General features: G+C 32.8%; 18 protein-coding genes. All 18 read left to right on the top strand.

Features of this window, described 5'->3' with window-relative positions:
* Positions 1 to 8: 8 nt before the first annotated feature.
* The 18 genes from kce (at position 9) to rsfS (ending at position 17,918) form a co-directional block, all read left to right on the top strand.
* Positions 9 to 830 (top strand): 3-keto-5-aminohexanoate cleavage enzyme, encoded by an 822-nt coding sequence (gene kce / locus J2Z35_RS09430; RefSeq protein ID WP_209661154.1) that lies wholly within the window; start codon positions 9 to 11, stop codon positions 828 to 830.
* Positions 831 to 862: 32 nt separating this feature from the next.
* A complete protein-coding gene (gene kdd, locus J2Z35_RS09425) occupies positions 863 to 1,897 on the top strand; it encodes an L-erythro-3,5-diaminohexanoate dehydrogenase (protein ID WP_245330833.1) in 1,035 nt (344 codons plus the stop codon).
* Positions 1,898 to 1,926: 29 nt separating this feature from the next.
* Positions 1,927 to 3,180, top strand: a complete 1,254-nt coding sequence (gene kamA, locus J2Z35_RS09420) for a lysine 2,3-aminomutase (RefSeq protein WP_209661153.1) — start codon at positions 1,927 to 1,929, stop codon at positions 3,178 to 3,180.
* Entirely contained in the window at positions 3,143 to 4,183 is a 1,041-nt protein-coding gene (gene kamB, locus J2Z35_RS09415; RefSeq protein ID WP_209661152.1) for a lysine 5,6-aminomutase reactivase subunit KamB, read from the top strand. Before kamA ends, kamB begins: the two co-directional genes overlap by 38 nt.
* Before the next feature lies 1 nt (position 4,184).
* A complete protein-coding gene (gene kamC, locus J2Z35_RS09410; protein ID WP_209661151.1) occupies positions 4,185 to 5,657 on the top strand; it encodes a lysine 5,6-aminomutase reactivase ATPase KamC in 1,473 nt (490 codons plus the stop codon).
* Positions 5,654 to 7,210 (top strand): lysine 5,6-aminomutase subunit alpha, encoded by a 1,557-nt coding sequence (gene kamD / locus J2Z35_RS09405; RefSeq protein ID WP_209661150.1) that lies wholly within the window; start codon positions 5,654 to 5,656, stop codon positions 7,208 to 7,210. The genes kamC and kamD overlap by 4 nt, the downstream gene beginning before the upstream one ends.
* Before the next feature lie 16 nt (positions 7,211 to 7,226).
* Positions 7,227 to 8,012 carry a lysine 5,6-aminomutase subunit beta gene (gene kamE / locus J2Z35_RS09400; protein ID WP_209661149.1) on the top strand — a complete coding sequence of 262 codons (786 nt, stop codon included), beginning with the start codon at positions 7,227 to 7,229 and terminating at the stop codon, positions 8,010 to 8,012.
* Between the two features lie 193 nt (positions 8,013 to 8,205).
* Positions 8,206 to 10,041, top strand: a complete 1,836-nt coding sequence (locus J2Z35_RS09395; RefSeq protein WP_209661148.1) for a TIGR03960 family B12-binding radical SAM protein — start codon at positions 8,206 to 8,208, stop codon at positions 10,039 to 10,041.
* A complete protein-coding gene (locus J2Z35_RS09390; protein WP_209661147.1) occupies positions 10,041 to 10,721 on the top strand; it encodes a TIGR03936 family radical SAM-associated protein in 681 nt (226 codons plus the stop codon). The genes J2Z35_RS09395 and J2Z35_RS09390 overlap by 1 nt, the downstream gene beginning before the upstream one ends.
* A 28-nt stretch (positions 10,722 to 10,749) precedes the next feature.
* Positions 10,750 to 12,150: a ribonuclease E/G gene (locus J2Z35_RS09385; RefSeq protein ID WP_209661146.1), complete on the top strand. Its 1,401-nt coding sequence runs from the start codon at positions 10,750 to 10,752 to the stop codon at positions 12,148 to 12,150.
* Positions 12,151 to 12,250: 100 nt separating this feature from the next.
* On the top strand, positions 12,251 to 12,559 hold the full coding sequence (gene rplU / locus J2Z35_RS09380) for a 50S ribosomal protein L21 (protein WP_209661145.1): 309 nt from the start codon (positions 12,251 to 12,253) through the stop codon (positions 12,557 to 12,559).
* Positions 12,560 to 12,561: 2 nt separating this feature from the next.
* Positions 12,562 to 12,891, top strand: coding sequence for a ribosomal-processing cysteine protease Prp (locus tag J2Z35_RS09375; protein WP_209661144.1), 330 nt, complete (start codon positions 12,562 to 12,564; stop codon positions 12,889 to 12,891).
* A 3-nt stretch (positions 12,892 to 12,894) separates the two neighbouring features.
* Complete coding sequence (gene rpmA, locus J2Z35_RS09370) at positions 12,895 to 13,182, top strand: 50S ribosomal protein L27 (protein WP_209661143.1); 288 nt, start codon at positions 12,895 to 12,897, stop codon at positions 13,180 to 13,182.
* A gap of 145 nt (positions 13,183 to 13,327) precedes the next feature.
* Entirely contained in the window at positions 13,328 to 14,608 is a 1,281-nt protein-coding gene (obgE, locus tag J2Z35_RS09365; protein ID WP_209661142.1) for a GTPase ObgE, read from the top strand.
* Positions 14,609 to 14,623: 15 nt separating this feature from the next.
* Positions 14,624 to 14,917, top strand: a complete 294-nt coding sequence (locus tag J2Z35_RS09360) for a YhbY family RNA-binding protein (RefSeq protein ID WP_209661141.1) — start codon at positions 14,624 to 14,626, stop codon at positions 14,915 to 14,917.
* A 147-nt stretch (positions 14,918 to 15,064) separates the two neighbouring features.
* A complete protein-coding gene (nadD, locus tag J2Z35_RS09355) occupies positions 15,065 to 16,255 on the top strand; it encodes a nicotinate-nucleotide adenylyltransferase (RefSeq protein ID WP_209661140.1) in 1,191 nt (396 codons plus the stop codon).
* A 2-nt stretch (positions 16,256 to 16,257) separates the two neighbouring features.
* Entirely contained in the window at positions 16,258 to 17,559 is a 1,302-nt protein-coding gene (locus J2Z35_RS09350; protein WP_209661139.1) for an LCP family protein, read from the top strand.
* An 11-nt stretch (positions 17,560 to 17,570) separates the two neighbouring features.
* Positions 17,571 to 17,918, top strand: a complete 348-nt coding sequence (rsfS, locus tag J2Z35_RS09345; protein ID WP_209661138.1) for a ribosome silencing factor — start codon at positions 17,571 to 17,573, stop codon at positions 17,916 to 17,918.
* Positions 17,919 to 18,020: the final 102 nt, after the last annotated feature.

Genomic DNA, 18,020 nt, shown 5'->3' with positions numbered 1-18,020 from the left:
TGAATAGAGTGGAAAAATTAATAATAACAGCTGCAATATGCGGAGCAGAGGTTACAAAGGAGCATAATCCAAGCATTCCGTATACCGTAGAAGAAATAGCTAAAGAAGCTTATGAAGCCTATAAGGCTGGAGCAAGTATAATTCATCTTCATGTAAGAGAAGATGATGGAAAACCTACTCAATCAAAAGAGAGGTTCAAAGCCTGCATGGATGCTATAAAAGAATTATGTCCAGATGCAATAATTCAGCCTTCCACTGGAGGAGCTGTAGGGATGACAGATGATGAAAGACTTCAGCCTGTATTTTTATCTCCAGAAATGGCATCACTTGATTGCGGAACATGTAACTTTGGAGGAGATGAAATTTTTATAAATACAGAAAATATGATTATTAATTTCTCTCAAAAAATGATAGAACATGGAGTAAAGCCTGAGTGCGAAGTCTTTGATAAAGGTATGATAGATATGGCATTAAGACTGACTAAAAAGGGCTACATACAAGAACCTCTTCACTTCAATTTTGTTTTAGGTGTAAATGGTGGGATTACTGCAACACCAAGAGATTTTTTATTTATGAGAGATAGTATACCTCATGATGCAACCTTTACTATATCTGCACTGGGAAGAAACCAGTTCCCAATGGCAGCAATGGCTATTATAACTGGTGGTCACGTTAGAGTTGGATTTGAGGACAACGTTTATCTTGAAAAAGGAGTTCTTGCAAAAAGCAATGGAGAGCTTGTAAAAAAAGTTGTAAGACTTGCAACTGAATTTGGAAGAGAAATAGCTACTCCAGAAGATGCTAGGAGAATTCTTGGACTAAAAAAATAAAATAAAAAAACATACTTAGGAGGTTATGAATTATGAAAGGATGCAAATACGGAACACATAGAGTAATAGAGCCGAAAGGAACACTTCCACAACCAGCAGACAAAATATCAAATGACATGAATATTTTCAGCAATGAGATACTTATAGATGTTCAGGCTCTTAACGTTGACTCAGCAAGCTTCACTCAAATCAAAAATGAAGTAAATGGAGACAAAGAAAAAATAGCCTCAAGAATAAAAGAAATAGTTGAAATGAAAGGTAAAATGCAAAATCCAGTTACAGGATCTGGCGGAATGTTAATTGGAACAATCGAAAAAATAGGAGAAGATTTAGAGGGAAAAATAGATTTAAAAGTTGGGGATAAAATAGCTACTCTTGTTTCCCTTTCACTGACTCCACTTAAAATAGATGAAATTATAGATATTAAAATGGATATAGATAGGGTAGAAATAAAAGGGAAGGCAGTATTATTTGAAAGTGGAATATATGCAAAGCTTCCAAATGATATGAGTGAAACATTAGCACTTGCTGCTCTTGACGTTGCAGGAGCTCCAGCTCAAACAGCAAAACTAGTAAAACCAGGTGAATCAGTACTAATACTTGGAGCAGCTGGTAAATCAGGTATGTTATGCTGCTATGAAGCAAAGAAAAGGGTGGGCCCTACAGGAAGAGTTGTTGGTCTTGTAAGAAATGAAGAAAGCAAAAGAAAACTAATGGAACTTGGAGTAGTTGATGATGTAATAATTGCAAATGCTCAGATGCCTGTTGAGGTTATGGAGATGAGCTTAAATGCTAACAAAGGTGAAGAATATGACATATCTATAAACTGCGTAAATGTAGAAAACACAGAAATGTCTTCAATCCTTCCTGTAAAAGATGGGGGAACGGTTTACTTCTTCTCTATGGCTACAAGCTTTACAAAGTCAGCGCTTGGAGCTGAAGGTGTAGGAAAAGATATCAATATGATAATAGGAAACGGATACACAAAAGGACATGCTGAAATCACACTTGCAATTCTAAAAGAATCTGAAATAGTTAGAAAAGTTTTCGAGGAAATGTATATATAAAACTTTAAAAATATTTAGGAGGAAAAAATATGAGTTTAAAAGATAAGTTTTTTTCAACTGTAAGCATGGAAGACTGGAATGACTGGAAATGGCAAGTAAGAAACAGAATAGAGAGTGTTGATGAATTAAAGAAATACATACCTCTTACAAAAGAGGAGGAAGATGGAGTTGCAAGATGTCTTGAGACATTAAGAATGTCAATTACTCCATACTACCTTTCTCTAATGGATGAAAAAAATCCTAATGACCCAATAAGAAAACAAGCAGTTCCTATATCTTTAGAGCTTCATAGATCAGCTTCTGATCAAGAAGATCCACTTCACGAGGATGGAGATTCTCCAGTACCTGGGCTTACTCATAGATATCCAGATAGAGTACTTCTTCTTATGACTGATCAATGCTCTATGTACTGCAGACACTGTACAAGAAGAAGATTTGCAGGACAAACTGATGCTGCGGTTAGCACAAGTCAAATAGATGGAGCGATTGAATATATAAGAAATACTCCTCAAGTTAGAGACGTACTGCTTTCTGGAGGAGATGCACTTTTAATCTCAGATGATAAGCTTGAGTATACTATTAAAAGATTAAGAGAGATTCCTCACGTTGAGGTTATAAGAATTGGAAGTAGAGTTCCAGTTGTAATGCCACAAAGAATCACAGAAGATCTTGTAAATATGCTTAAAAAATATCATCCAATTTGGCTTAACACTCACTTCAACCACCCAAGTGAAATCACTGAAGAGTCTAAAAAGGCCTGTGAGCTCCTAGCAAATGCTGGAATTCCACTTGGAAACCAAAGTGTTCTTTTAGCTGGAGTAAATGACTGTATGCATGTAATGAAAAAACTAGTTAACGACCTAGTAAAAATAAGAGTAAGACCTTACTATATATATCAATGTGACCTTTCTATGGGAATTGAGCATTTTAGAACTCCAGTAGCTAAGGGAATAGAAATAATAGAAGGATTAAGAGGCCATACTTCAGGCTACTGCGTACCTACATTTGTTGTAGATGCTCCTGGTGGAGGTGGAAAGACTCCTGTAATGCCAAATTATGTAATATCTCAAAATCATAATAAGGTAATCCTTAGAAACTTTGAAGGGGTAATAACTACTTATGATGAGCCAGATCACTATACTTTCAAATGTGACTGTGAAGTATGCACTGGAGAAAAAACAGGACATAAGGTAGGAGTAGCAGGACTTTTAAATGGAGAAGTTGCTACAATGGAGCCAGAAGGTCTTGAGCGTAAACAAAGAGGCCACTCAAGCCATGCTTAATTTGATAAGAAGCTGTGGATCTATAGCTATAATAGGTATGGATAAAAATGTAGGAAAAACCACAGTTTTGAATCATATAATTAGTAAGACTGAGGATTCTAAAATCCTTGGTCTTACTTCAATTGGAAGAGATGGAGAGAGTCAAGACAGAGTAACAAAGACATATAAACCTCAAATATATGTTAGAAAAAATACAATAATAGGGACATCCAGACAGTGTCTTGAACAGTCAGATATTACTAAAGAAATACTTGAAACCACAGATATGAATACCCCTATGGGAAAAATAATAATAATTAGAGCACTAAGTGACGGATTTGTTGAAATTGCAGGTCCTTCTGTAACAGAGCAAATGAAAATCATCGTAAAAAAGCTCAAAAAATGGGGAGCAGATCTTATTTTGGTTGATGGGGCAATATCAAGGATGACTCAATGTTCACCTTCTATTGTAGACGAGGCTATCTTATGTACTGGGGCTTCTCTTAGCAAAAATATGATAGAGGTAACGAAAAAAACTTCCCATGTAGTAAAAATGCTTACTCTTTCAAAATTCAAAGATGTTAATGTACTAGATTATATAAGGAAAAATGAAGACAAAAGAGCATTGTTTTTTTATGAAAATAAAATATTAAACTTAGATTGCAAAACTGCCCTCGAACTTTCTGAAAAAATTCAGGATTATATTGATGACGACTTAAAAGCAATTTCAATAAAGGGAGTGCTTTCTGAAAATCTCTGCAAGAAAATAGTTTCCATAAAAAACACTAAAAAGACTATAGATTTAATAATTGAAGATGGAACCAAATCATTTATTTCAGAAGAAATCTTTGAGCAACTAAGTAGAAACAACGTCCAATTATATGTCAAAGATGAAATAGCTATGAATTTACTTTGCTATAACCCATACTCGTATGATGGCTATCTGTTCGACAATAATGAATTTAAGATGCTCTTGGAAAAAGAGATTCCATTAAAAATAGTTAATGTTTTAGAAGGAGCTTAATATGAATTATTTAAGCACAGAGCAAATCCGGGAAATAGGTCTTGAATATGTTTTCAATAATGTCAGACTTTTTACATCTATGGCAAGGGCAAGGATTAAAAAATTAGACTTTTTGGGAAGTCAAAACCAAGATTTACTTCAAAGAGAGTATGACAATATTGAAAAAATATCAGATTATATAATAAACAATAAAGGTTTTTATCCTAAAATAGCAGGTATTTTAGGGAAGATAAAAGATATATCAGGTTCTATAAAAAATTTAGAAAACTCTAAGGTTCTAGATATGGTTGAGCTCCATGAAATAAAGCTTTTTTGCTATTATAGCAACGAATTAATAAACTTCTTTGAACTATGGAAGATAGATATAGATGAAATAGAGCTTAAAGGATTAATTAAAGAGTATTCTCTTCTTGACCCAGAAAATTTGAGGCTTCCAACATTTATGATATATGATTCATACTCCCAGGATTTACGAAAAATAAGGTCTCAAAAAAGAGATATTGAACAACTTATGTATAAAGAATCAAATTCTTTGGAATATGAAAACATGCTAAAAACTAGAAGAGAGCTTGTAAATCAAGAAGAATCGAATGAAGCAAAAATTAGAAAGAAACTTTCCGAAGAGCTTTATTCAAGCATTACTAACCTTTCTAACAATCTTAAAAAGATTACATATATTGATATTTTATTAGGAAAAGCAAAGTTTGCAATAGAAAATAAATGCAATAAGCCTAGATTATTAGACTCAAATGATGAGATTGAGATAATAGACATGCATAATCCTTATTTTGGAGAGATCCTTTCTTTAAAAGGAAAAGAATATGTATCAATTTCACTTTCATTAAAAGTCGGTTCTACAGTTATCACAGGAGCGAACATGGGAGGGAAATCCCTAACCCTAAAGACACTCTGTTTAAATATTGCCTTATCCCAATTAGGATTTTATTGTTTTGCAAAAAAAATGAAAGTGCCTTTGCTTGATTTTATATTTATGATATCAGATGATATGCAATCTGTTAATAGAGGGCTTAGTAGCTTTGGTGCAGAGATTAAAGGGCTTCACAAGGCAATAGAGGCTGCGAATTCATACAAAGGACTTATTATAATAGATGAGCTTGCGAGAGGAACAAACCCTAAAGAAGGAAGATCTATAGTTAATGCAACCTTAAAATATTTAAACGACAAACCCTCGTATTCTATAATAAGTACTCATTATGATGGAGTTGATCTAAAGGGAATCAAACAATATAGAGTTATTGGTCTTAAGAATGTAGACTTTGAAGAAGTAAGACTAAAATATCAAGGTTATAAGGTATATCCAAGCGAACTGCTTCAAGAATTGATGGATTACAGACTTGAACTAAGTGAAAGTAGTGAAGTTCCAAAAGATGCACTCAATATCTGTAATTTTTTAGGTCTTAATGAAGAATTATTTAATTTAATAGAGCAGTACTATAAGGAGGAAAAGCAATGAATAGTAAGCTGAATCTGGATTTTGAACTTGTATCAAAATCTAAAGAGGTTGCAAAAGAGATTGCAGTTGAAACACAGGAATTTATTGAAAAACATACAACAACAACTGTAGAAAGATCAGTATGTAGACTTCTTGGAATAGATGGGGTAGATGAATTTGATGTTCCCCTTCCAAATATAATAGTTGACCACCTGAAAAAAGAAAACGGTCTTGCAATTGGAGCAGCTATGTATATAGCTAATGCAGCGCTTCACACAGGAAAAACTCCTCAAGAGATAGCACAGATGGTTTCCCAAGGGCAGTTAAATCTTGTAGCTATACCAATGGGAGATTTGTTTGAGGTGAAAATGAAGGCCCTTTCAATGGCAAAGGAATCCGTGGAAAAAATCAAGAAAAATAGAGAACATAGAGAAAATCTTTTTGAGAAATATGGAGACAAATCAGGTCCTCTTTTATATGTTATAGTTGCAACAGGAAATATTTATGAGGATATAACTCAGGCTGTAGCAGCTGCAAAACAAGGAGCAGATGTAATTGCAGTAATCAGAACGACAGGACAGTCACTTCTTGATTATGTTCCGTATGGAGCAACTGAAGAGGGGTTTGGAGGTACATTTGCTACTCAAGAAAACTTCAGACTAATGAGAGAGGCTCTTGACAAAGTTGGAGATGAGATTGGTAGATATATAAGACTTTGTAATTACTGTTCAGGTCTTTGTATGCCTGAAATAGCAGCTATGGGAGCAATAGAAAGATTAGATGTGATGCTAAATGATGCTCTTTACGGAATATTATTTAGAGATATTAATATGAAAAGAACTATGGTAGACCAGAACTTCTCCAGAATAATCAATGGATTTGCTGGAGTTATAATCAACACAGGAGAAGATAACTATCTTACAACTGCAGATGCATTTGAAGAAGCACATACTGTACTTGCATCACAATACATAAACGAGCAGTTTGCTTTACTAGCAGGCCTTCCAGAAGAGCAAATGGGACTTGGACATGCATTTGAGATGGATCCTGAATTAAAAGATGGATTCCTATACGAACTTGCTCAGGCTCAAATGGCAAAAGAGATTTTCCCTAAAGCGCCCCTTAAGTATATGCCTCCAACAAAATTTAAAACAGGAGATATATTTAAAGGACATGTACAAGATACGTTATTCAATATGATCACTATAATGACTAATCAAAGAATACATCTTTTGGGAATGCTTACAGAAGCTATACACACACCTTTTATGTCGGATAGAGCTCTTTCGATAGAAAATGCAAGTTATATATTCAACAATATGAACTCCATGAATGAAGAAATAGAGTTTAAGAAAGATGGAATCATTCAGCAAAGAGCAAAACATATTGTATCAAAGGCCCATGAGGTACTTGAAGAAATAAGAGACTTAGGATTATTTGACACCTTAGAAAAAGGAGTTTTCGGAGGGGTTAAAAGACCTAAAGATGGTGGAAAAGGTTTAGATGGAGTACTTGAAAAAGACGAAAATTATTACAATCCATTTATAGAGTTAATGTTACAAAACCATAAATAATAAAGGGGTGAAAGCTATGAGTTCAGGATTATATTCTATGGAAAAAAAGGATTTTGACAAATTTTTAGACCTAGAAAGAGTAAAGCCTTATGGAGATACAATGAACGATGGGAAGATACAGCTAAGCTTCACTCTTCCATTAAAAGCAGATGAAAGATCTGTGGAAGCCGCAAAGCAGCTTGCATACAAAATGGGATTAGAGGAGCCATCTGTAGTTAGTTTCAAACCACTAGATGAAAACTTCACGTTTTTCGTGGTATATGGGAACTTGACTCACACTGTAAACTATAATGAAATAGAAGTTGAAGTCATCAATTCAGAAATAATGGATATGTTAGAGACTGATTTATATATCAAAGAAAATATTGGACGTAAATTAGTAATTGTAGGGGCAAGTACTGGTACAGACGCTCATACGGTTGGAATAGATGCAATAATGAATATGAAGGGTTATGCAGGACATTATGGTCTTGAAAGATATGAAATGATTGAAGCCTATAATCTTGGAAGTCAGGTTCCAAATGAAGATTTCGTAAAAAAAGCAATTGAATTAAATGCTGATGTACTACTGGTTTCTCAAACTGTAACTCAGAAAAATGTTCATATACAAAACCTTACAAATCTTGTTGAAATTCTAGAGGCTGAAGGAATAAGAGATAAAGTTGTACTCCTTTGCGGAGGACCAAGGATTTCAAATGAGGTTGCTAAAGAGCTTGGATATGACGCAGGGTTTGGTCCAGGTAAATTTGCGGATGATGTAGCTACATTTGCAGTAAAAATGATTCATGAAAAAGTAAAGTAAACTTTAGTAAATAAGATTTCTTAAAATAAAAGATGCCAGCCCTAGTGCTGGTATCTTTTATTTTTAAAAAGCTATTTACAAAACAAATCTTATGAAAGTTCTTCTCTATATGTTATAGACATTAAAATGATATATAAGGTATAATTTGTTTTCGGATAGGATTTAAATAGAGATTAATAATAGGAGGTAAAAGTTGTTAAAATATAGAAAAATTTTGGATAAGGTTGAAAAACCCGGAAGATATATAGGTAATGAGATAAACAGTGTAGTTAAAGATAAGAATAATGTATCAATAAGATATGGATTTGCCTTTCCGGATTTATATGAAATAGGAATGAGTCATCTTGGTCTTCATATACTGTATGGCGTTTTAAATAGCCTTGACTACGTATGGTGTGAAAGAGTTTTTGCTGTGGCAACAGATATGCAGGAGCAGATGGAGGCTGAAAATATTGATCTTTTTACACTAGAATCAAAAACTCCTGTAAGTGAGCTAGATTTTCTGGGCTTTACTCTTCAGTATGAGTTATCATATTCAAATATTATCAATATGATGAAGCTAGGCTCTATACCAATATATTCAAAAGACAGAGATGAAAGTCATCCTATTATAATGATGGGGGGGCCTTGCTCTTATAATTCAGAGCCAATTGCGGATTTTGCAGATATAATTCTTATTGGGGAAGGGGAAGAAATCATAACAGAGGTTATGGAGGTTTATAAAAAACATAAAGAAAAAGGCCTAAATAAACATGATTTTCTTCTTGAAGCTGCTATTAATATAGAAGGAGTATATGTTCCATCATTTTATGAAATAAATTATAAAGAAGACAACACTATAGACTCATTTAAACCAAAATTTGAAGGGGTAAAATCAAAAATTAAAAAAAGAATAATTAATGATCTAGATAGCACATTTTATCCTGAAAACCTAATTGTGCCAAACATAGAGATTGTTCACAGTAGAATAATGCTTGAGATTTTTAGAGGATGTACAAGAGGATGCAGATTTTGTCAGGCAGGAATGATATATAGGCCTATAAGAGAAAGAAGTATTGAAAAGCTTCTTGAAATATCAAAAAAGCTTTCTGATAGCACAGGCTATGAAGAGATGTCCTTAACCTCGCTAAGTAGTAGTGATTATAGTGATTTGGGAGGTCTTTTGGACGAGCTTAATGATGCTCATCTAAAAGATATGACAAGCATATCTTTGCCTTCCCTTAGAATGGACAATTTTTCTGTGGAGCTTGCAGAAAAAGTTCAAAAGGTAAAAAAATCAGGTCTTACTTTTGCACCCGAAGCAGGTTCACAGAGACTTAGAGACGTAATCAACAAAGGGGTTACACATGAGGACCTAATTGAAACATCAACCAAAGCCTTTTCCAATGGATGGAATAAGATAAAGCTCTATTTTATGATAGGACTTCCTACTGAAACCTATGAAGATTTGGATGGAATTATCAACATGGCATATAGCGTACTAGATGTCTATAAGAGCGTCAATAACGGAAGACTAAGTCCTAGAATGAATGTAACTGTAAGCGTATCTTCATTTGTGCCAAAACCTTTTACACCGTTTCAGTGGTTTGGTCAAAATAAAATAGAAGAGCTTAGAGATAAGCAGATGTATCTAAAAGATAAATTAAGAAATAAAAATATCTCCTTCAATTATCATGATACCTTAACAAGCAATCTTGAAGCTGTATTTGCTAAAGGTGATAGAAGACTGTCGAAAGTTTTAGAAATTGCTGTAGATAAAGGATGTAAATTTGATGGATGGCATGAGCATTTTTACTACAAAAAATGGTTAGAAGCTTTTGAAGAGGCAAATATAAATCCAGATTTCTATAGTCTTAGGGAGAGGGATTATAAGGAAATCCTTCCTTGGGACAACATGGACTGCGGAGTAACTAAGGACTTTCTAATAAGGGAAAATGAAAAAGCAATAGATGCAAATCTTACACCGGACTGTAGAGAAAATTGTAGTGGATGCGGCATCAACACAGATATCGCTAGGGGGATGTGCTAATGAATATCAGACTAAAATACAAAAAGACTGGAGATATATGCTATATCTCACATTTAGACGTAATTAAACTCCTTGAAAGAATAATAAGAAGAGCAAAGTTAAAGGTTGGATATTCAGAGGGTTTTAATCCTCATCCTAAAATTTCTTTCTCTCCCGCGCTTCAGCTAGGAGTTCAGAGTCTTTCGGAATTTGTTGATATCACCCTAGATGAAGATTATGACTTGAGTCATATACTCAAAAAAATGAATGAATCCTCTGTAGATGGTCTTGAGTTTATTGAAGGAAAAATATTAGAAGGAAAAGTAAACTCAATTGTTGCCTTTATCACTCACTCAACATATGAAATATTAATTCCTAAAGAAGAAATAGAAATAAAGGAGCTAGAAGAAGTTGTTAACTCAATAAATACTAAAGATGAAATAATGCTCACTAAAAAAACAAAAAAGGGAAAAATTAAAGAATACAACATGAAGGAGTTTATAGGGAATATAGAAATTACTGATTCGAATGATTCTATAAAGCTCACCCTAACAGTTTGTAGCGGATCTGATAAAAGTATTAATCCTAAAACGGTAATAGAACATATAAAAAACATATTAGATAAAGATTTTGATTTTGAGCTCATTAAGCTAGAGGCATTTCACATTGATGAAAAAGACAATAAGCGATATCTGATATAAATTTGTAGCCTTAAAAGAGGTGGAATTTATGAATGAATTATGTATAGAAAAAGGAGATTATATAGATAAGATAGCCTATATTGATGAAAACAAGCTTAAGCAGTTTGATTTTATAGATAAGACTAAATCTATATATGAAGGGGACATATATCTAGGGGTAGTGAAAAAAATTCTTACAGGGATGGATGCTGCCTTAGTAGATTTAGGGAATAAGGAAATAGGATTTCTTCAGGAGCGAAAGCTGGCTGATAAAATAAAAAATGGTCAGGAAATTCTTGTCCAAATAAAAAGGCCTGGAATTGATTCAAAGCATCCAAAGCTAACAAAAGAAATAAGTATAGTGGGGCGATATATAGTTTTTCTTCCTTTTTCAAGGGGCATTAGTATTTCAAATAAGATAAAAGATACTAATACTTTAGACTATATAAAAAATGAAATAAAAGAAGAAGACTTTGAAGATTCAGGTATTATTATAAGAACTATTTCTAATTTAGGAAGCTTGGAACTAATAAAAAAAGAAATAGAAGAATTAAAAAATATATGGAAAGAAAAATCCAGTTTATATAAAACCATAAAAGCTCCAAAGCTGTTAATAAGACAATATGATCCTTATGAGAAATTCATAATGAAAATAAATCCTTTGAAGATAAACAGGATTATCTCTAATGATAAGGATAGTTTGAAAATCATTAAAGAAAAACTTGAACATAAAATAGAGATTGAAGAGTTTATTTATAAAGATGAAAATTTTCTATTTGAAAACTATGGAATATATAAGTCTATCAAACAGCTTTTTGAAAAAAGAGTAAAAATAAGCAATGGAAATTCTATATATATAGAGTCTTTGGAAGCATTTCATATTATAGATGTAAATGGAACTAGAGATAAAAATACCTATGGATTTGAAAAAAATGCCCTAGATATAAACCTAAGCTCCTGTACAGAAATTGTAAGACAAATTATTCTAAGGGATCTTTCAGGGATTATTTTAATTGATTTTATAGATATGAAAGAAGAAGAAAACAAAAACAAGCTAATTGAAAAAATGAAAAAGCTTCTAAAAGAGGACTATAAAAGAGTTTCTGTGATATCAATCACTGAGCTTGGGATTATGCAAATAATAAGGAAAAGAGATCAGGAAGATATAATATCTAGATATACTAAGCAATGCAGCCTATGCAAAGGGACAGGGAGAACCATATCTACTGATTTACTTATTCAAGAAATTTCCCAAGAAATTGAAAATAAAATAGCTCATAATACTCTTACAAATATGAGCATAGATATCCCCAATAAATTTGATGAACATATAGAAAAAGCTTTAAGGGATATGGAAGAAAAATATAAAATTCAAATCTACAGCAGGTATCTAAAAGATACCTTTAATCAAGTAACTATAAAGTTACAAGGAGTTCTTGACAAGGGATAAACAACATGATAAAATTAATTTTTGTAAGAGCCGCACATGCAAGGTCTAATTTCTGATTCAGAAAACCTTTCGTGGCGAGACTGGAATGAGGAGGTGCAGTATGTACGCAATAGTTGAAACTGGCGGTAAGCAATACATGGTTAAAGAGGGAGATACTCTGTTTGTTGAAAAGTTAAATGCAGCAGCAGGAGAAAGTGTTACTCTTGACAAGGTTATTGCTCTATCAAAAGATGGAGAAATGCTTACTGGAGATAAAGCTTCAAACGTTACTGTAAATGCTAAGGTTTTAGCACAAGGTAAAGCAAAAAAAATCATAGTTTTCAAGTATAAGGCTAAGAAGGACTATAGAAGAAAGCAAGGTCACAGACAGCCATATACAAAAATAACTATAGAATCAATCAATGCTTAGTTATGATTAATGTACTTATAAAGTATAAAAATAACTCTATAAAAAGCATATTAGTAAATGGACACGCAAATTATGCTGACCATGGCGAGGATATTGTCTGTGCTGCTGTTTCGGCTATAACTCAGACTACACTACTTGGGCTTTTGGATTTTTTAAAAGACGAGATTACCTATGAAGTTTCTGATGGAAATCTTTTTTTCGAAATCCCAGAAGATTTATCTGAGGAAGACTCGATTAAGGTTAACGTCCTTACTAAGACTTTATTAATTGGACTAAAGAATATAAAAAACAATTATAATAATTACTTATATATAAAAAAAGAGGAGGTGTAATTCATGTTTAATATGAATCTCCAGTTGTTTGCAAGTAAAAAAGGAGTAGGTTCATCTAAAAACGGTCGTGACTCTGTATCAAAAAGATTAGGAGTAAAGAGGTTTGATGGACAAGAGGTTTCAGCTGGGTCTATATTAATGAGACAAAGAGGAACTAAAATTCATCCTGGAAACAATGTTGGTAGAGGTGGAGACGATACTCTTTTCGCATTAGTTGACGGAGTAGTTAAGTTTGAAAGAAAAGATAAAAAAAGAAAACAGGTAAGTATATACCCTGTTGCAGCGGAATAGATAAAAACTAGGAGTGCTTCTAAGCACTCCTAATTTTTTATTTATATTATGCATATATCAAATCAGAAACTATGTATTTTTGAAAAAATACATTATAATAATGGTAGTATTCATTTAAATAAATTAAGCCAAAAGGTGATAAAAAATGTTTATAGATAAGGCTAAAATATACGTAAAAGCAGGTAATGGCGGAAATGGTGCTGTAGCATTTAGACGAGAAATATATGTTCCAGCAGGAGGACCAGCAGGAGGAGATGGAGGGAAAGGTGGTAATGTAATAATAGTTGCAGATCCAAATCTTAGAACTCTTATGGACTTTAGGTATAAGAAAAAATATTCTGCAGAGCCAGGCGGTGATGGAAAAGGCTCCAACATGTCAGGAAAAACTGGAGAAGATCTAATAATAAAGGTTCCTGTAGGAACCGTAATAAAAGACGAGGAAACGGATTTAGTAATAGTTGATTTAAAGACCCCTGGGCAGACTTTTGTTATTGCAAAAGGGGGAAGAGGCGGAAAAGGAAATACAAATTTTAAAACAGCAGTAAGACAAGCTCCTAATTTTGCAAAAGCAGGTAAGGATGGAGAGGAAAAGAATCTGATATTTGAGCTGAGACTTTTAGCAGATGTTGGACTTATTGGTTTTCCTAATGTTGGTAAATCCACATTCCTATCTATAATTTCAAAAGCAAAGCCCAAAATAGCAAACTATCATTTTACAACAATTACTCCGAATTTGGGAGTTACTCAGCTAAAAAGTGGAGATAGCTTTGTTGTAGCTGATATTCCAGGGCTTATTGAGGGAGCCCATGAGGGAATAGGGCTTGGTCATGAATTTTTAAGACATATAGAGAGGACCAAGGTTCTGGTTCATATTGTAGATATTTCTGCATCTGAGGGAAGAGACCCTTACGATGATTTTTTAAAGATAAATAGCGAGCTAAAAAAATACAATGAAAAACTTGCATCAAGACCGCAAATAGTTGTAGCGAATAAATCTGATATACTTTTCGAAGAAGAGCAATTTGAAGATTTTAAAACAAGAGTTGAAAAGGATGGGTTTAAGGTATTTAAGATGTCCGCTGCTACAATGTACGGAATCGAAGATATACTTAATGCAATATCTGTAATGCTTAAAGAAGCAGAAGATATAGAACTTTTTGAAGAAGACCAAATGTTTACTGAAGAACAGGTAGTAATAGATAATTCAAATGAGATTAAAGTATATAAAGAAAAAGATATATATATCGTAGAAGGAAGAAGACTAGAAAAACTTCTTTATTCTATAGATTTCGAAGATATGGAATCAATTAGGTATTTCCAGAGTGTAATGGAAAAAACTGGAGTATTTGACAAATTAAGAGCCATTGGAATTCAAGATGGAGAGACAGTAAGAATATACGATTTAGAATTCGAATTTTATGATTAGAATAGGAGAAGACTAATGATTAAAGGAAAACAACGGGCTTATCTAAAATCTTTAGCACATAACCTAGATGTTATGTCACATATTGGTAAAGAAGGAATTACTGACTCTTTTTTATCTTCACTTGAAGAAGTTATAGAAAAAAGAGAAATTGTAAAAGTTAGAATTTTAGATAATTGCGGTATAGATGCAAAGGAAGCAGCTAATGAAGTATGCGAAGCGATAAATGCTGAGTTTGTTCAGGCTATTGGTTCTACCTTTACAATTTACAAAAAATCTAAAAATAACCCTGTAATTACGTTGCCAAAATAATTGTAATTAATTAGTAAATAAATAGAGATTTTTTTGACATATACTGAGCAGTAAGGGTATTTATATGCTTAGAGCAAATAAACAAATGCCGGTAGCTTTTTTTAACAAACCTTGAAATCTATAAGTTTTTGTATTTTGGAGGAACTAATGAAAAAGCCAGTAATGGGGATAATGGGAGGAACATTTGATCCAATTCATAATGGTCATCTTATAATTGCAGAAACAGTTAGCAATTTGTATAATATGGATAAAGTCTTATTCATTCCATCAGGAGATCCCCCCCATAAGCAGAACTTAAAAATTACAGAAAAAGAAGATAGATATGAAATGGTTAAATATGCAATAGCAGGAAATGAAAAATTTAGCATATCAAGAATAGAACTTGACAGAAAAGGCAAGACATACACAATAGATACTGTAAAAGAGTTAAATGATATGTATCCAGAATATGAAAAATTTTTTATAATGGGTGAAGATGCATTTAGGCAATTGAAAACTTGGAAGGATTATGAAAAAATATTTTCATATACAAACATTCTTATAGTAACTAGAAGTTTTAATATGACTATGGATATACATAAGGGATTTGACGACTTTTGTAGCAAAATATATGTAACAAAAACCCCTTTTATAGAAATTTCTTCGACCCATATAAGAGAAAAGGTTGAAAAAAACCAAAGTATAAGGTATCTTGTCCCTAAAGAGGTTGAAGATTATATAAAAAGGAACAAAATATATATAAATTTAGAAAACTCAAATAAAAACAACTTAGTTTTATCTGAGTTGAAAAATACATTAAAACCCAAAAGGTATAAACATGTACTTGGTGTAATTGACGCTGCTAAAAAACTCTCTTTAAAATGGAATGTAGACCAAGAAAAAGCAGAAATAGCAGCTCTTTTTCATGATTTTTCAAAGAATATGGATTTTGAAGATATGACTAGATATGCAGCTGAAAATGAAATCACTTTTGATAAGATAGAATCTTCAAATAAAGAATTAATGCATGGAAGAATTGCAAGAGATATAGCTTATAAAAAATACTTTATAACAGATGAGGATATATTAAATTCTATCGAGTATCATACTACTGGAAGAAGAGGTATGTCAAAGCTCGAGAAATTAATATTCTTAGCTGACTATATAGAACCAAACAGGAGCTTTCCTGGAGTTGATAAACTGAGAGATATTTCATTTAAGAACTTAGACAAAGCGCTTATAGATGCTATAGATGGAACAATAGAGCATCTAATACAGATGGGTGAAATTATACACCCCAGAACCTTAGAAGCCAGAAATTATTTAATTGAAGAACTCTCTAATCAAAGAGGTGAATGATTATGAAATATTTTATTAGAATATTTACTACATTTTTTCTTGTTTTTACAATCATATTCGGAGCAGGATTTTATTTTTATCTAGATTATGATGATAGAGTAAAAGCAGAAGAAGTGGAGCAAAAAACTGATGCATTAGACACAAAGGAAGTAAAAGGAGAAAGAGTTAATGTCCTTTTGCTTGGAATTGATGCCCTTGACGGAAAATATGAAGGAAATAGTTCAAGAACTGATACTATGATGCTTTTAAGTTTAGATCCTCAAACCAATACATCATTTATTTTATCTATTCCAAGAGATAGCCGTGTTAAGATAAGGGGCAGATCTGGAATGGATAAAGTGAATCATGCCCATGCCTATGGTGGTGTGGATTTAGCTTTAAAAACCACAAGAGACTTGCTTCAAATTCCTATTCATCACTATATCAGAGTAGATTATCAGGCTTTATTTAAGACTGTAGATGATATAGGAGGAGTAGAAATAGATGTTCCTATGGATATGAAATATAAAGACCCATATGCAACCCCACCGCTGAATATAAATATTAATAAGGGAATTCAAGTACTCGATGGACAAAAATCAATGGAATATCTTAGATTTAGAAAAGGATATGCAAATCAAGATCTTGGAAGGATTAACGCTCAGCAGGAGTTTTTGCAGGCGTTAATCGAAAAGGTAATGAGCCCAGCTTCTGTTATAAGAGTACCACAGTATATAGATACACTTTATACTTATGTTGATACAGATATGAGTAAAAAAGATATGCTTGATATTACTAGAGAAGCAATAAAAATAAAGCCATCAGAAATAGAAAAGCATACTATTCCAGGAAAATCTACCATGATAAGTGGAATATCTTATTATCAGATAAACGAAAGCGAGCTAGCTGAAATGGTAGGATATCTGATGTCAGGAAAATATTTGAAAGAAGAGGAAATTTCTGGTGAGACAGAAGAATCTGTGGGAACAGAAAAAACCGAGGAGGCACAAAAAGCTAACCCGGTAAGCCATACGAATGAATCTTCTGAAAAAGTAGCATCGAATATTATAATACTAAATGGTTCTGGAAGAAATGGTATTGCTACAAGAGCTTCTGACCTTGTAAAAATTTCAGATATAAAGGTTACAAGAACTGGTAATGCCGATAACTTTAATTATGAGGAAACCCTTATTTACTATAAGGAAGATAAAAAAACTGCTCAAGGCATAAAAAAAGCTCTTGGAAAAGGAAAATTAATACAAGAATCAAACAGGATAAATGGAGTGGACTTTGATGTTTTAGTGATAGTTGGAAAAGATTTTTAAGGAGGAATTTGATGACAATAGAGCAATATATAAAGTTAGCATACAAGGCAATTGATGATAAACTAGGGGAAGATACAAAAGTTCTAAATATAGGTGAAATATCGTCTCTTACAGAATATTTTATAATATCTGGAGCTTCAAATGAGAGACAGGTTAAGGCTATAGCTGATAATATAGAAAAAGAGCTTGAGTTAAATGGTCTTTTTGTTAGAGGAAAAGAAGGTACAAATACATGTAATTGGGTGCTTCTTGATTATGGGGACTTTATAATACACATATTCAAAAATGAAGATAGAGAATTCTATAATTTAGAACGATTATGGAAAGATGCTCCGGAACTTGATTTAGAAGCAATATAATATCATGAAAAAGGGGCTGTCGGGAAATAGCCCCTTTCTAAAAAGCGACTTTGTCGCTTTTTTTAATTCTTAAAAAAATATAAAAAAAAGGCAGCAAATTAA

The organism is Acetoanaerobium pronyense (assembly GCF_017874355.1).
GTDB classification, from domain to species: domain Bacteria; phylum Bacillota; class Clostridia; order Peptostreptococcales; family Filifactoraceae; genus Acetoanaerobium; species Acetoanaerobium pronyense.
This window is presented reverse-complemented; position numbering and strand designations above follow the sequence as displayed.

What these genes read in the sequence shown, in the direction of transcription:
- kdd (WP_245330833.1), top strand. Translation starts at nt 863, where the DNA reads ATGAAAGGATGCAAATACGGAACACATAGAGTAATAGAGCCGAAAGGA.
- kamA (WP_209661153.1), top strand. Translation starts at nt 1,927, where the DNA reads ATGAGTTTAAAAGATAAGTTTTTTTCAACTGTAAGCATGGAAGACTGG.
- kamC (WP_209661151.1), top strand. Translation starts at nt 4,185, where the DNA reads ATGAATTATTTAAGCACAGAGCAAATCCGGGAAATAGGTCTTGAATAT.
- kamD (WP_209661150.1), top strand. Translation starts at nt 5,654, where the DNA reads ATGAATAGTAAGCTGAATCTGGATTTTGAACTTGTATCAAAATCTAAA.
- kamE (WP_209661149.1), top strand. Translation starts at nt 7,227, where the DNA reads ATGAGTTCAGGATTATATTCTATGGAAAAAAAGGATTTTGACAAATTT.
- J2Z35_RS09390 (WP_209661147.1), top strand. Translation starts at nt 10,041, where the DNA reads ATGAATATCAGACTAAAATACAAAAAGACTGGAGATATATGCTATATC.
- J2Z35_RS09385 (WP_209661146.1), top strand. Translation starts at nt 10,750, where the DNA reads ATGAATGAATTATGTATAGAAAAAGGAGATTATATAGATAAGATAGCC.
- rplU (WP_209661145.1), top strand. Translation starts at nt 12,251, where the DNA reads ATGTACGCAATAGTTGAAACTGGCGGTAAGCAATACATGGTTAAAGAG.
- J2Z35_RS09375 (WP_209661144.1), top strand. Translation starts at nt 12,562, where the DNA reads ATGATTAATGTACTTATAAAGTATAAAAATAACTCTATAAAAAGCATA.
- rpmA (WP_209661143.1), top strand. Translation starts at nt 12,895, where the DNA reads ATGTTTAATATGAATCTCCAGTTGTTTGCAAGTAAAAAAGGAGTAGGT.
- obgE (WP_209661142.1), top strand. Translation starts at nt 13,328, where the DNA reads ATGTTTATAGATAAGGCTAAAATATACGTAAAAGCAGGTAATGGCGGA.
- J2Z35_RS09360 (WP_209661141.1), top strand. Translation starts at nt 14,624, where the DNA reads ATGATTAAAGGAAAACAACGGGCTTATCTAAAATCTTTAGCACATAAC.
- nadD (WP_209661140.1), top strand. Translation starts at nt 15,065, where the DNA reads ATGAAAAAGCCAGTAATGGGGATAATGGGAGGAACATTTGATCCAATT.
- J2Z35_RS09350 (WP_209661139.1), top strand. Translation starts at nt 16,258, where the DNA reads ATGAAATATTTTATTAGAATATTTACTACATTTTTTCTTGTTTTTACA.
- rsfS (WP_209661138.1), top strand. Translation starts at nt 17,571, where the DNA reads ATGACAATAGAGCAATATATAAAGTTAGCATACAAGGCAATTGATGAT.